14 protein-coding genes and 1 pseudogene are annotated in these 13742 nt (G+C 74.0%); 6 read left to right on the top strand and 9 right to left on the bottom strand.

What is annotated here, in order from left to right; translation table 11 throughout:
* Positions 1 to 7 precede the first annotated feature (7 nt).
* From ACNF49_RS15850 to ACNF49_RS15830, 5 genes are all read right to left on the bottom strand, one after another.
* Positions 8 to 529, bottom strand: a complete 522-nt coding sequence (locus ACNF49_RS15850; RefSeq protein WP_482944183.1) for an ATP-binding protein — start codon at positions 527 to 529, stop codon at positions 8 to 10.
* A gap of 106 nt (positions 530 to 635) precedes the next feature.
* Positions 636 to 1001 (bottom strand): fluoride efflux transporter CrcB, encoded by a 366-nt coding sequence (gene crcB / locus ACNF49_RS15845; protein WP_357972154.1) that lies wholly within the window; start codon positions 999 to 1001, stop codon positions 636 to 638.
* Positions 998 to 1624, bottom strand: coding sequence for a fluoride efflux transporter FluC (locus ACNF49_RS15840; protein ID WP_482944182.1), 627 nt, complete (start codon positions 1622 to 1624; stop codon positions 998 to 1000). Before ACNF49_RS15840 ends, crcB begins: the two co-directional genes overlap by 4 nt.
* Positions 1625 to 1826: 202 nt before the next feature.
* Positions 1827 to 2405, bottom strand: coding sequence for a TetR/AcrR family transcriptional regulator (locus ACNF49_RS15835; RefSeq protein WP_482944181.1), 579 nt, complete (start codon positions 2403 to 2405; stop codon positions 1827 to 1829).
* A complete protein-coding gene (locus tag ACNF49_RS15830) occupies positions 2402 to 3190 on the bottom strand; it encodes an SDR family NAD(P)-dependent oxidoreductase (RefSeq protein ID WP_482944180.1) in 789 nt (262 codons plus the stop codon). The genes ACNF49_RS15835 and ACNF49_RS15830 overlap by 4 nt, the downstream gene beginning before the upstream one ends.
* A 132-nt stretch (positions 3191 to 3322) precedes the next feature.
* On the opposite strand from ACNF49_RS15830, the gene ACNF49_RS15825 reads away from it, so the two are divergent.
* From ACNF49_RS15825 to ACNF49_RS15815, 3 genes are all read left to right on the top strand, one after another.
* On the top strand, positions 3323 to 4309 hold the full coding sequence (locus ACNF49_RS15825; RefSeq protein WP_482944179.1) for an aldo/keto reductase: 987 nt from the start codon (positions 3323 to 3325) through the stop codon (positions 4307 to 4309).
* A gap of 65 nt (positions 4310 to 4374) precedes the next feature.
* Positions 4375 to 5136: a 3-keto-5-aminohexanoate cleavage protein gene (locus ACNF49_RS15820; protein WP_482944178.1), complete on the top strand. Its 762-nt coding sequence runs from the start codon at positions 4375 to 4377 to the stop codon at positions 5134 to 5136.
* A 99-nt stretch (positions 5137 to 5235) separates the two neighbouring features.
* Positions 5236 to 6324, top strand: coding sequence for a serine hydrolase domain-containing protein (locus ACNF49_RS15815; RefSeq protein WP_482944177.1), 1089 nt, complete (start codon positions 5236 to 5238; stop codon positions 6322 to 6324).
* A 28-nt stretch (positions 6325 to 6352) separates the two neighbouring features.
* On the opposite strand, the gene ACNF49_RS15810 is transcribed toward ACNF49_RS15815, so the two are convergent.
* The 4 genes from ACNF49_RS15810 to ACNF49_RS15795 are packed head-to-tail and all read right to left on the bottom strand — an operon-like array spanning position 6353 to position 8783.
* Positions 6353 to 7018, bottom strand: coding sequence for a transglutaminase-like domain-containing protein (locus tag ACNF49_RS15810; RefSeq protein WP_357972168.1), 666 nt, complete (start codon positions 7016 to 7018; stop codon positions 6353 to 6355).
* A 59-nt stretch (positions 7019 to 7077) separates the two neighbouring features.
* The gene (locus ACNF49_RS15805) at positions 7078 to 7596 is read right to left on the bottom strand and encodes a hypothetical protein (RefSeq protein WP_482944176.1); all 519 of its coding nucleotides are present in this window, start codon (positions 7594 to 7596) and stop codon (positions 7078 to 7080) included.
* 17 nt (positions 7597 to 7613) lie between these two features.
* The gene (locus ACNF49_RS15800; protein WP_482944175.1) at positions 7614 to 8138 is read right to left on the bottom strand and encodes a hypothetical protein; all 525 of its coding nucleotides are present in this window, start codon (positions 8136 to 8138) and stop codon (positions 7614 to 7616) included.
* A gap of 60 nt (positions 8139 to 8198) precedes the next feature.
* Complete coding sequence (locus tag ACNF49_RS15795) at positions 8199 to 8783, bottom strand: RNA polymerase sigma factor (protein ID WP_482944174.1); 585 nt, start codon at positions 8781 to 8783, stop codon at positions 8199 to 8201.
* Positions 8784 to 9247: 464 nt separating this feature from the next.
* On the opposite strand from ACNF49_RS15795, the pseudogene ACNF49_RS15790 reads away from it, so the two are divergent.
* The 3 genes and pseudogenes from ACNF49_RS15790 to ACNF49_RS15780 form a co-directional block, all read left to right on the top strand.
* Positions 9248 to 9991 (top strand): annotated as a pseudogene (locus tag ACNF49_RS15790) (S8 family serine peptidase); the annotation flags it as partial.
* 77 nt (positions 9992 to 10068) lie between these two features.
* On the top strand, positions 10069 to 12015 hold the full coding sequence (locus ACNF49_RS15785; RefSeq protein WP_482944173.1) for a S8 family serine peptidase: 1947 nt from the start codon (positions 10069 to 10071) through the stop codon (positions 12013 to 12015).
* Between the two features lie 188 nt (positions 12016 to 12203).
* Positions 12204 to 13742 carry an alpha/beta fold hydrolase gene (locus ACNF49_RS15780; protein WP_357972176.1) on the top strand — a complete coding sequence of 513 codons (1539 nt, stop codon included), beginning with the start codon at positions 12204 to 12206 and terminating at the stop codon, positions 13740 to 13742.

Below are 13742 nucleotides of genomic sequence, written 5' to 3'. Positions count from 1 at the left end.
CACTACGTTATCGGATGATTACTGACATGCCGACTTCGTGTACCCGGGAACGTGCCGGGCCGGGACCAGCCGGGCTAGGACCAGGGAAGGCGCCGCCGGCCATGGTGCTGATGAGGCGGCGATCGGCGGCGCCGGGGGCTTCCGAGGGCACCAGCATGCGCAGCCGCAGCCGCGAGCCGAGGCCGGTCTGCTCCAGCGCGACCGAGTCGCACAGTTGCTGGATCACCCACAGGCCGAATCCGTGGGACGCGGTCGGGTCGACGTCGGCGGCGTCGAGGTGGTCGGGGGTCAGGCGGCCCGCGGTGTCCAGGATCTCCACGCAGACGCCGATCGGGTCCCGGGTCGCGGTGACCAGGCCGGCCGAGCCGCCATGGTCGAGGACGTTGGTGACGGCCTCGTTCACCGCGAGCACCAGGTCCTCCAGCCGCTCGCCGGACAATCCGCTGTGGTGGCCGTGGATGCGCACCAGGTCACGGATGAACGCCAGATCGGCGCTGATGGGACAGCGCAGCTCGAACTCCACAAGCATGATCGTCTCGTCTATCGGACGTCGGGAAGGGGTACGCCGGCCCCTTCCAGCTTTCCCGTCGAGCGATCGTCAAACGCGCCGACCGCTCACGGGCCGGATCCCAGCACTACGAGATGACGGCCTGGGCGAGGGCCATGCCGCACCAGGCCGCTCCGAGCCCGGCCGCGATGCTGGCCGCGGCGTTGAGCGCGGCGTAGGTGCGGGCGCCGTTCTGCAGCAGCCGCAGGGTCTCGTACCCGAAGGTGGAGTACGTGGTCAGCGCCCCGCACAGGCCCGTGCCGAGGAGGGCCTGCGCCCCGCCGGTGGCGGGCAGCGCCAGCAGGAAGCCGAGCAGCGCGGACCCGGCCACATTGACGGTGAAGGTGCCCCACGGGAACAGGCTGTCGTGCCGGGCCTGGACGGCGCGGTCGATCAGGTAACGGGCGGGCGCCCCCACGGCGGCGCCCAGCACCACCAGCAGCAGCGCCGTCACGGACGCCTCCCACCGCGCGGAGCCCGGGCGGTCTGGTCGGGGGCGCCCATGTCGGGGGTGGTCTCGGCGGGAACGGTCTCGGCGGCAGTGGCGAACCGGCCGAACAGCCCGCGCCCGAGCACCTGGCCCAGGAAGACCGCGGCCAGTGCCGTGACCAGCGTGACCGCCAGGTAGGCGAGGGCCGTGCGCGGCTCGCCCGCGGCCAGCGCCCCGTGGGCGTCGGCGATGGAGGTGGAGAACGTGGTGAACCCGCCCAGCACCCCCACCCCCAGGAACGGCCGGGTCAGCGGATGGGCCCGCCAGACCTCGGTGATGGCCACCATCAGCAGCCCGATCAGCAGGCAGCCGGTGACGTTGACGGCCAGCGTCGGCCAGGCGAACCCGCCGGGCGGCACCGGGAAGGCGGTCAGGACGGCGTAGCGGGCGAGCGCGCCCAGCACGCCGCCGGCCGCGATGACGGCCAGCGTGGCGACCGGGGCACGGGCCAGCTCGCCGCGCTGGGCGGGCACATGCAGGTCGACGTCGGGATCGACCGCGGCCCGCGGATCGACCTGCGCACCCCCGATGCAGCCGGGCTCGGGTCCAAGTTCGGGTTCAGGTTCAGGGGGACGGGCTTGGGCCATGAGGCATCTCCTACCAGCACATGAGCGTGGCACATCTCTGGCAGGGACCGTTGGCGGCGACACCGCGGTTACCCCCGGACGGGCGGGAGGCGGCGGGCCCCACCGCCGCGGCTCCCGGCACGGGAAGCCGCCCCCATCATACCGGCGACCACCCCACACCCACCTCCGAGGAGTCTCCCGCGCAGGTAACCGGCCCCCGTCGTCAACCGCTGAGCGACAACCAGACGCGGTCGGACAGAACGCGGGCCGCCTCGTCCAGGTCGATGTCCGGCGCGCCCGCCAGCCACCGCCTGCTCACCTCGGCCACCGGCCCGATCAGCAGCATCTCCACCTGCGCCACCGGCAGCCGCGCGACCGCCCCCTCCGCCATGCGCGCGCCGATCCAGGCGTTCAGCCTGGCCAGCCGGGACGCCTTGGCCGCCGCGATGCGCTCGGCGTACGGGCCGAGGTCCAGCGCGTACGGCGCCGCGTGGATGAAGCGGGCCTTGTCCGGGTGCGAAGCGGTGAAGCCGAGGTAGGCCGTCACGGCGCGGCGCACGCCGTCACGGGCGTCGGCGGTCTCCTCGGTGACGGCGACCAGCGTGTCGAGCAGCTCGTCCATGCACCGGCCGTACAGCGCGGCGGCCAGCCCTTCCAGGCTGCCGAAGTGGTGGTAGACGCTGCCCATGCTGACGCCGCTGCGCGTGGTCACCGCCCGGAGGGTGAAGTCGGCCGGGTAGACCTCCAGGGCGGTGTCCAGGAGCCTGCGCACGGTCTCCTCGCTGCGCCGGTGCCGGGTCATCGCACCGCGGCCAGCGCCTCGGCCTCGTCCCAGACGCGCCTGGCCAGGTCGGCGTCCAGCGCCGGGCCCTGCAACGGGACCTGGCGGTCCTGGTCGAAGTACCGGCCGGTGCCGGGAGCCCCGGCCAGGGAGACGACGTGCCGCGCGCCTTCCTCGGGCGCGGCCCAGCTGCGCTTGGCGGCCTTGAGCAGCCAGCCGAGCGGGCCGCGGCGATCGCCGAGCCCGGTGCGGATGACGCCGGGGTGCACGGCGTCGATCGTGATCCCGGCCGTCCGCCAGCGTTCGGCGAACAGGGGCACGGTGAGCAGGTTGCACAGCTTGGTGTCGGCGTACGTGCGCATCGGCGAGAAGGCGGCGCCCATGGCCGTGCGTCCGGGTTCGGCCCGGCCCTTGACGTACAGGCCGGCGGTGACCTGCACCACGCGTCCGAGCCGGTCCTCCAGCAGGTGGTTGAGCAGGAACGGCGCCAGGTGGTTGACCGCGAACGACTCCTCCAGCCCGTCCCCGGTCAGGACGCGGCGGGCGGGCCACAGGCCGGCGTTGTGCACGAGCACGTCGATGCGCGGGCAGCGGTCCCGCAGGTCGCCGGCCAGCCGCCGGACCGACTCGGCCGTGGTGAGGTCGCCCGTCACGGCCTGGACGTCGCCGCCGATCCGCGCGGCGGCCTGCCGGCCCTGCTCCGCGTCCCGCGCGACCAGCAGCACCTGGTGCCCTTCGCCGGCCAGGCGTCCGCACACCGCGTATCCGATGCCCCGGTTGCCGCCGGTCACCACCATGATGGACATGTCAGAGCATTTTTCTAGAGAAATGATCTATTTTCAAGAAGATGGCCGGTCCGGCTTGACCTGGAGTTCGCTCCAGCCCTCAGACTCCCGTTCCGGGGCCTCGTACAGAACGTGACGAAATGGGGAGACAGCATGAAGTACCGGACGATCGGCACGAACCCGGACATCCGCCGCGAGGTGAGCGCACTTGCCCTCGGGGCGATGTTGTTCGGCTCGGTGACCGACGAGAAGACGTCGTTCGCCATCCTCGACCGCTACGCCGAGGCCGGAGGGACGTTCATCGACACGTCCGACAACTACGCCTTCTGGGTGGACGGCGGCCAGGGCGGGCAGAGCGAGGAGCTGCTCGGCCGCTGGCGGCGCAGCAGCGGCGCCGGCGACGAGATCGTGATCGCCACCAAGCTGGGCGCGCGGCCGCTCGCGCCGGGCACCAGCTACGTCGACAACGCCGAGGGCCTGTCCGCCAAGGTCATCAGGGAGTCGGCCGAGCGCAGCCGCGAACGCCTCGGCGTGGACCGCATCGACCTGCTCTACGCCCACATCGAGGACCGCACCGTGGAGGTGGCCGAGACCGTCGAGGGCTTCGGCGCCCTGGTGGCCGAGGGCACGGTCGGCCTGCTCGGGGCGAGCAACCACGCGATCTGGCGGGTGGAACGGGCCCGCGCCCTGGCCGCCGCGGCCGGGGTGGCCGGGTACGAGGTGCTGCAGTACCAGCACAGCCTGCTGCGCCCACGCTTCGACGTGCCGGAGTCGATCTTCCAGGACGGCAGCCTCGGCCACGCCGGGGCCGAGCTGCTGAGCTACCTGCGCGCCGAGCCCGCCCTCACCCTGGTCGCCTACTCGCCGCTGCTCGGCGGGGCCTACACCCGGCAGGACAAGCAGGTGCCGCCGGACTACGACCACCCCGGCACCCCGGCCCGCCTGGCGGTGCTGCGCGAGGTCGCGAAGGAGTGCGGGGCGAGCCTGAACCAGGTGGTGCTGGCCTGGCAGATCGGCTCGGCGTTCCCGGTGATCCCGCTGGTCGGGGCGTCGTCGGTGGCCCAGCTGGAGGAGAGCCTGGCCGCCGTGGACCTGGAGCTGACCGACGACCAGCGCGCCCGCCTGGACGCCGCCCACTGAGACCGCCCGCCGCCGGGAAGCGACGCCGCGCCTGAGCCCGGTTCGCGGGGGTAAGGATGGGGCGCATGTTCATCAAAGCGTGTCTGAACGGAAGCCGGGCGGCGGGCGAGCACCCCCGGCTGCCCATGACGCCCGCCGAGCTGGCCGCCGACGCCGTGGCCGTGCGGCGGGCGGGGGCTGGGGCGGTGCACGTCCATCCGCGTGACGCGGCGGGGCGCGAGTCGCTGGCCGCCGCCGACGTCGGGGCGGCGACGTCGGCCGTCAGGACGGCGGCGCCGGGGCTGCCCGTGGGCGTGTCCACCGGCCTGTGGATCACGGGCGGCGACGCCGTGGCCCGCCTGGACGCGGTGACCGCCTGGGCGGAGCTGCCGGCCGGCGCCCGTCCGGACTTCGCCTCGGTGAACCTGTCGGAGCCGGGGTTCGGCGAGCTGGCGCGGATGTTGCTGGCGGCCGGGGTCGGGGTCGAGGCGGGGGTGTGGACGCCGGCCGACGCCGCGACGCTGACCGCCTCGGGGCTGGCCGGACGGATGACGCGCATCCTCGTCGAGGTGATCGACGCGCCGCCGGAGGAGGCGGTCCCCCGGGCGGCGGCCGTTCTCGACCGCCTGGACGGGTCGCCGGCCCCCCGCCTGCTGCACGGTGAGGGGCCGGCGACGTGGCCGCTCGTCGCGGAGGCCGTACGGCGGGGCCTGGCCACCCGGATCGGCCTGGAGGACACGCTGCTCGATCCGGACGGCGGCCCGGCCGAGGACAACGCCGCTCTCGTCCGCCACGCCCTGGCCATCGCCCGCCCCGGCGGATGGAGAACGGCGCGCGCCGGGCGGTAGGGGCAGCCCCCGCATGAGGGTGGGTGGTGCCGTGACTGTGGCAGAGCCGTCAATTCGCCAGAGTCGGGACATAGTTGATCGACGCGACAAGGAGTCCCGATGCCTTCCTCCGCCGCCCGGCGCGCACTCGCCCTGCTCGTGATCGTCCCGCTGGCGCTCGCACCGATGGCTCCGGCGTTCGCCGCCGACCGGGCGCCGTCGTTGCAGTCGCGGCTGGACGCCCTCACCGCCTCCCCCGACGTGCCCGGCGCCGTGGCCTACATCCGCCACCCGGACGGCAGGACCACGACGGTCGTCTCCGGCACCGCGCGGCACGGCACGAAGCAGACCATGCCCGGCGCCGACGGCCGGTTCAGGATCGCCAGCGTGAGCAAGTCGATCATCGCGGCCACCGTGCTGAAGCTGGCCGACCAGGGCAAGGTCAACCTGGACGAGCCGGTCGAGACGTACCTGCCGGGGGTCATCCGCGGCAAGGGCATCGACGGGCGCGACATCACCGTGAAGATGCTCCTGCAGCAGACCAGCGGCCTGCCGGACTTCACCCCCGCCGCCGACTGGTCGAAGATCGGCAAGCAGGACCTGCTCGAACTGGCCCTCTCCCTCGAACCGACGCCCCGCGGCCGGTTCGCCTACTCCAACACCAACTACATGGTCCTCGGCCTGGTCGCCCAGGCGGTGACCGGGCGCGACTTCCGCGTGGTCAGCCGCGACCTGGTGCTGAAGCCGCTGGGCATGCGGGACACGTACTGGCCGGCCAAGGGCGAGACCGGCATCCGCGGCCCGCACGCGCACACCTACGGCGTGCACCCGCTGCGCCCCAAGGACGGCGTCGTCGACCTGACCCGGCTGCCCGGCCACGCGTTCGGCGCCAGCGGCGGGCTGGTCTCGACGCCGCGCGACCTGAACACGTTCTGGCGGGCGCAGTCCGTCAGGTCCGGTTCGTACGTCGACGTCGACCGGCCCGGCTGGCCCAAGGGCGCCCGTTACGGCTACGGCGTCATGGAGATCCCGCTGAGCTGCGGCGGGAAGTTGTGGGGGCACGGCGGCGACGTCCCGGGCGTGTCCACCTTCAGCGGCCGCGACCGCGCGGGCCGCACGGTCACCGTGTACACCACGGGCTCGGCCAACGGCGGCAAGGCCCGCGACCTCCTGATCGCCGCCTTCGACACCGCCCTGTGCACCCGCTGACCGGGGTTCCGGCGGCCCGGCGCGCCCGCTAGGCGGACCGCCGGCTCAGCACGGGGTCGGCGACCAGCCGGGCCACCGGGCACAACGTCTGGCCGTGCTCCCGGAACAGCTCGTCCCTGGAGCCGAAGTACCCCAGGTCCGCGCGGACCCGGGCGGACAGGTCGCACTTGGGTGAGGACGTGCCGTCCCAGTCCACGACCGTCCGGGTGACGGCGTCGAAGAGGGTCTCGGGGCCGTCGTTGCCGAAGCCGGAGGTGGCGCACAGGCCGTCGAACAGCTCGGAGATCGGCACCCAGCCCTCTTCGAGCAGGAACTCCGGCCACGCCAGGATGACGTCGGCGGGCACCAGCGGCCGCATCCGCGGGAAACGCGAGTGCCAGAACGCGCCGTCGACCACCCGGCCCCTGACCCGGGTGGCGATCCCCCGGCCGCGGGCCAGCGCCTCCAGCACGGCCATGCGCTGGCTGCACGAGCCCCGGCCGCGAGCGACGGTCACGGAGACCGGCTGCTCGTCGTTCATCGCGTACACCGGGCGGATGGTCTGACTGACCAGGGTGTGCGCGGCGCGTACCAGGGCGCGCGGCGGCGTCGCCGCGCCGGGGAGTCGGGCGGCCAGGGCGGTGACGCGGGGGTGACGCCAGTCGAGGATGGCCGTGGCGGCGGTGCCGGGCCCTGATGATCCACCTTCGCTCATGCCCGCCACGATAACCCGCCCCTTTCCGGGACGTGCCGCCGCCCCCGTCGCGGGGTGGGTCAGCGGTTCATGTCGCGACGCAGGGCCGGGAGCCGGGGCTCCTCGTCGGTCCAGGCGGCCGTCCTGATCGCCTCGTACGAGCGGTCCTGGCCGACCGTCGACTCCAGGGCCAGCGGCAGGCCGGTGGCGGTGTCCACGACGAACCGGTACCGCTCACCCGGCCCGCCCGGCCGGCTGACCGCCTGGCCCTTGCGGCCGAGCGGGTCGGTGGCTTCGCTCTCCGCGCTCGCCCCCGGGAGCGCGGCCAGCATCCGGTACGTCGCCGCCCGAACCTCCGGCGAGGTCGGGAAGTTCATGACGAGCCGCACGCCGGTCTCGAAGAGCTGGGCGTTCATGTCCACCCGCTCCTTGCCGTACCCCTTGGACACGACGCGTTCGAGGGTGTCGCGCAGCCCTTCCGGGGTGGTCGGCAGGGCGTTCAGGGTGGCGGGCGTCATGGGCGTGCCCAGCAGGGTGAGCGTCTTGCCGCTGTCGTCGCGTACGGCGTCGCGCTCGCCGGGGCCGGCCTGCAGCTTCACCGGGGGCGTCCCCCCGCTCAGGGTCCAGGTCCGGGGGAGCCGACGGCGCGCCAGGCCGTCTCGTCCTCGGGCGTCGCCGGCTCGGCGCCGAGATCCTGGCGGATCACCCAGGTGGGGCGGCCGGCCGCCTTGGGGAGCCAGAGCTCGACCGAGCGGCTGGTCCTGAGGGTGTAGTGGCCGCCGGGCGCGCGTTCGTACCGGCCGACGACGCCGTCGCGCCTCCAGTACGCGCCGTCGCCCGTGGCGGGGGTGACCGAGTCGGCGGCGGCCAGAAGGATCTCACCGGCCGAGAGCCGGGCGGGCGCCGCGGATGCGGCGGATGCCGAGGGTGCCGACGGCGACGAGGGTGCGGCGAGGAAGGTGGCGGCCACGGTGACGGCGGCCGCCCCGGCCAGGCTCGCCCCCACGAGCGGCCGGCGCCGCCGGCTCCTTCCGCCGTCCGGCAGCGCCCACGGCGCCGGCCGCCGCTCCTCCCGGCGGACGCCGGCGTCCATGGGGGAGGCGTAGGCGTCGGCGAGGCGGGCGCGGCCGTCGGCCAGCACCTCGGGGGTGGGGGCGGGGCCGCGTAAAGGTCGCGGATCAGGGTCAGGTCCTGGTTCAGGTCAGCCACGGGAGTCTCCAAGCAAGGGGTTGACGCCGCCCAGGGCGGCGCGAAGCTTCCTTCTGATGCGGTTCAGCCGGGAACCGACCGTTCCTGAGGGGATGTCGAGGGCCTGGCCGATCTCCTGATAGCTCAGGTCGGCCAGGGCCGGGAGCAGCAGGACGTCGCGGTCGGCGTCCGGCATCGCCTGCAGCGCCGCCACCAGGTCGTCCTTGACGCCCGCCGCCGCCAGCCGTCCGGCGACCAGGTCCTCGTGCCCGTCCTCGGCCTGTTCGCCGGTGAGCGTCCCTTCCGGCGCCCGTTGCATCGCCTGCAACCGGCGCAGCTCGCTCCTGCGGTGCTGGGCGACGACGTTGGTGGCGATGCCGTACAGCCAGCCGCGGACCACGCCGCGGCCGGAGTCGAAGCCGGCCCGGCCGTGGAAGGCGGCCAGGAAGATCTCCGCGGTGAGGTCGTCGGCGGCCTGGGTGCCGAGGCGGCCGGCGACGTACCGGTGGATCTCGGGAAAGTAGCGGTCGTAGAGCACCCCGAACCTCTCGGGGCGGCGCAGGGACTCGGCGATCGCCTGCTCGTCCTCGACCGTCATGGTTTGTGTCACACCCCTACTTGGTGGGAGCGCCCGTCCTTCTTCACGCCGTCTCAGCTCGTGAAGAGGGGGCGGGCATTCCGCCAAGAAGACATGTGATCCTCAGAACGACAGCGGTCTCGCTGACCATCGCGCTCCTCGGAGCCGTCCCGTCCGGCCTGCCGGCCCCGCCGGGCGGCCCCGCCCGTACCGTGACGCTGATCACGGGAGACCGGGTGAGCCTCGTCGCCGACGGCGTGCGCGTCGCGCCGGGCAAGGGCCGTACGGGCGTCGTCTTCAGCACGGAGAAGATCGGTGACCGGCTCCGCGTCGTCCCCGGCGACGCCGTCCCCCTGCTGGCCGCCGGCCGGCTCGACCCCCGCCTGTTCGACGTGACGACCCTGCTGGAGTACGCCCCCGGCGCCCTGCCCCTCATCGTCACGGGCCCGGACGCCGCCCGCCGGCCGGGCCTGGCCGCCCACGGCATGGCGGTGACCCGCGCCCTGCCCGCCGTGAACGGCGCCGCCGTACGCTTCGACACCGCCGCCGGCTCCTGGCCCGGCCTCAGGGCCTCGCTCTCCACCGGCACCGGGAAGATCTGGCTCGACGGCCGGGCGACCCTGTCGCTGGACGCCAGCGTCAAGCAGATCGGCGCCCCCGCCGCCTGGGAGAAGGGCTACACGGGCGCCGGGGTGAAGGTCGCCGTCCTGGACTCCGGCATCGACGACACCCACCCCGACCTGGCCGGCAAGGTGGCGGCCCGCTGGAACTTCACCGGCACCGACACCGCGGCCGACCTCACCGGGCACGGCACCCACGTGGCCTCGACCATCGCCGGGACGGGCGAGCGTTACCGCGGCGTCGCGCCGGGCGCCACCCTCCTGGACGCCAAGGTGTGCGCCGACCGCTGGTGCGCGGAGTCGGCGATCCTGGCCGGCATGCAGTGGGCCGCCGAGCAGGGGGCCAAGGTGGCCAACCTCAGCCTCGGCTCGCCGGACGCCCCCGGCCTGGACCCGCTGGAGGAGGCCGTCCGGACGCTGACCGAGCGGTACGGCGTGCTGTTCGTCGCGGCCGCCGGCAACTACGGCAAGCCGGGCACCGTCGCCTCGCCCTCCACCGCGGACGCGGCCCTGTCGGTCGGCGCGGTGGACCGTGCCGACCGCCTCGCCGTCTTCTCCAGCACCGGTCCCCGCGTGGGGGACTCGGGATTGAAGCCCGACATCACCGCGCCCGGCGTCGCCATCCGCGCCGCGCGCGGCAAGGACTCCCCGGCGAGGGCCCGTACGTCGAGATGTCGGGCACCTCCATGGCGGCCCCGCACGTGGCCGGATCGGCCGCGATCCTGGCCGGGCTGCGCCCGGACTGGACGCCCGAGCAGCTCAAGGCCGCCCTCATGGCCACCGCCCGGCCACAGCCCGGCACCGCGATCCACGCCCGGGGCGCGGGCCGCCTCGACGTGGGCCGCGCGATCGGCCAGAGGGTGACCACCTCCCCCGCGTCGGTCGGCTTCGGCGTGCTCGCCTGGCCGCACGACGACGACGAGCCGGTCACCAGGAAGCTCGCCTACCGCAACGACGGCCCGGAGCCGGTGACGTTGCGCCTGTCGGCGCGGGCCGGCGCGGACGTGTTCGAGGTGTCGCCCGCCACGCTGACCGTCCCCGCGGGCGGCCGGGCGGAGGCGACCGTCACCGCCGACACCCGCGGCGACGTGGCCGACGGGCCGCTCGGCGGCTACCTGGAGGCCACCGCCGAGGACGGCACGACCGTGAGCACGCCGCTCGCCGTGGTCAAGGAGGTCGAGAGCTACGACCTGACCCTCGACCGGCCGGGCGCCGCGGACGCGCTGACCACCCTCTACCGGACCGACGTCGACCGGAAGGACTGGAACCCGGTCACCGTCCAGGCGGGCGGCAGGGTCACGCTGCGGCTGGCCAAGGGCACCTACGTCGTCGACAGCCGGACCACCGACGGCCAAGGTCTGACCATGCTCGTCCATCCCGGCCTGCGCCTGGACCGGGATCAGTCCCTGCGGCTGGACCCGGCTCAGGCGCAGCCGGTGTCCATCGCGCCGCCCGACCCGGCGGCCAGGCACCTGATGACCGAGGTGACCTACGGCGGCCGCACCCGGGACGGCTCTCCCTACTACCTGGGCGCCGAGGCCACCATGTTCGACGCCGCGCCGGGCATCCGCACCGCGCAGGTCGGGTCCGGCCGGTACGACCTGCTGACCAAGGTCGCCGGCCAGTGGGCGGTGCCGGGCCCGGACGGCGACCTGGCGGGCAGCGCGCAGGCGTACCGGCTGGCATGGTTCGTCCAGGGCCAGGTGCCGACCGGCTTCAGCCGCCGGGTCGGGCGCGCGGACCTGGCCACGGTCCGCAGGGACTACGGCGCGCCGGCGGCCGGCACGGACGCGAGCGCCGCAAGCGTCGCCTGGCCCGCGGAGGGACGGTTCTTCGGCATCATGTTCGTGACCGACTTCCGGCCTCCCTTCACGCACACCGAGTACGTCAACACCGGCGGCGGCCTCCGCTGGCAGAACGTCTACACGGAGAGCGGCCCGACCTGGGGAGGCGACCTGGCCTCGACCGCCCTCAGGTACGAGGCGGGGCGCGCCTACGACGAGACCTGGAACCGCGGCGTCTTCGGCCCCGCGCCGGTCACCGTGGCGGACACGCCTGCCTTCTCCCGGACGGCCGACGTGATCTCCGCGTTCCCCTCGCTGTACGCCGACGGGGCCGGCCATCCGGGGACGTCGAGCGTGTCCCGGGCGCGGACCGCCCTCTACCGGGACGGCGAGCTGGTCGCGGAGGAGCCCGGTCCGGGGGCGCGGTTCGGCGTGCCGGCCGGGGAGGCGGCCTACCGGCTGGAGGTGTCGGCCGAGCGCGGCCCGGAGCCGCTCTCCACCCGTACGGCGGTCGCCTGGACGTTCCGCTCGGCCGGTGGCCGGGACGGCGCGCTGCCGCTGCCGGTCGTCGCCTTCTCGCCCGCGCTGGACCCGGCGAGCGGCGCGCCCGCCGGGCGGGCGTTCGCGGTGCCGGTGTCCGTGCGCGGGCAGGCGGGCGCGGTGCGCGAGCTGGCCGTGGACGTCTCCTACGACGACGGCCGCACCTGGCGGGCGGCGAAGGTCGCGGGCGGTGCCGTACGGCTGCGCCATCCGGCCGGGGCGGGCTTCGTCTCCCTGCGCGCCCGCGCCGCCGACACCGGGGGCGCCACCGTGGAGCAGACGGTGATCCGCGCCTACCGGATCGGGTGACCGCCGACCGGCGGTGACGCCGCGACGCCCGCCGTCGGTCACGCCGGTCGCCGGAGGGCGGAGCCCGTCCGCACGGGCGACTTTAGGGAAATTTCCGATTTTGCCGTCATTTCTAGCCACAAACCGCGATGATCAAGCTCGGCCGGATGCCCACGGGGGGCGCACCGACCGTTGATTGGAGCCCCATTTTGCGGAGAAGACTCCCACTGTTCGCCACCGCCTTCGTGGCGCTGGCGGCGTTGATCCCTGTTCCGGCGGCGAACGCGGCGACGACCGCGAAGCCCGCCACCACCACGACGAACGCCATCACCTGGGCGCCCTGCGAGGAGGAGCCCAGCGCCGAGTGCGGCAAGCTGACCGTGCCCATCGACTGGGCCAGGCCGAGCGGGCCGTCGATCGACCTCGCGGTCGCCCGGCGCAAGGCCACCGACCCGGCCGCCAGGGTCGGCTCGCTGGTGATCAACCCCGGCGGTCCGGGCGGGTCCGGCGTGGAGGCCGTCTACGGCGCTCCCGGGTCCTACACCGAGGAACTGCAGCAGCGGTTCGACATCGTCGGCTTCGACCCGCGCGGCGTGGGCCGCAGCCACCCGGTCATCTGCTCGGCGTCGGTCTACAACCAGATGCCGCCCACCGTCATGCGCAGCCAGGCCGACTTCGACGCCTGGAACGCCTTCACCAAGAAGCTGCACCCGGACTGCCGGGCCCGTACCGGCCCGCTCTACGACCACGTGGACTCCGTCTCCGTGGCCCGTGACATGGACGCCCTCCGCGCCGCCCTCGGCGAGGAGAAGCTCACCTACTACGGCATCTCGTACGGCACCCTGATCGGCCAGATGTACGCCGAGCTGTTCCCCGGCCGCATCCGGGCGCTCGCCCTCGACAGCAACATGGACCACAGCCTCGGCGTGAAGGGCTTCTTCGCCACCGAGGCCCTGGCCGTCGAGGACGGCTTCGACCAGTTCGTCGGCTGGTGCGAGCAGGACACCAGTTGCGTGCTGAACGGCCGTGACATCCGTGCGATCTGGAAGAGCCTGCTGGACAAGGCCCGCCGCGGCGAGCTGGTCTACCCCAGCACCGGTCAGCGGATGACCGAGCTGCAGGTCATCTACAACGCCGCGCTGGGCAACGAGGGGCCCGACTGGCGCACGCTGAGCGAAGTGATCAACTGGCTGAACGGCGGCCCGGCCCCCGAATGGGTGCCCCCGCTGCCCGGCCGGGGCCCGGTGGAGGGTGACGTCGCCGAACTGCCGACCCGGATCCTCTGCCAGGACTACAACCTCAAGGTGAACAGCTACGCCGAGTACGCCGACCTCATGCGTACCGCCGGCCTCCTGGCGCCGGACACGAAGTACCACCCGTACCCGACCGACGACCTGCCCATCTGCCTCAACTCGGGCGCCCCGGTCAACCCGCCGCACTCGCTGCGTTACACCGGCCAGGCCCCGCTGCTGCTCGGCAACTCGATCCACGACCCGGCCACGCCGTGGATCTGGGCGGCCAACGCCACCCGCCAGCTCGGCCCGAAGGCCGTGCTGCTCACGTACGAGGGCTGGGGTCACCGTATCTACGGCAAGGACAAGTGCCAGACCGACATCATCGACCAGTACCTCATCGGCCTGAAGGTTCCGCCGCAGGGCACCCGCTGCGCCGTGGGCACGCCTGAGGAGACGCTCAAGAAGCAGACGAAGCGGGCGTGGCCGTCCGACTCGCTGCCCTGGGCCGGATAG

The organism is Actinomadura sp. ATCC 39365, assembly GCF_054392275.1.
Note: the sequence above shows the minus strand (reverse complement) of the source record. Positions and strands in the feature narration are given on the sequence as shown.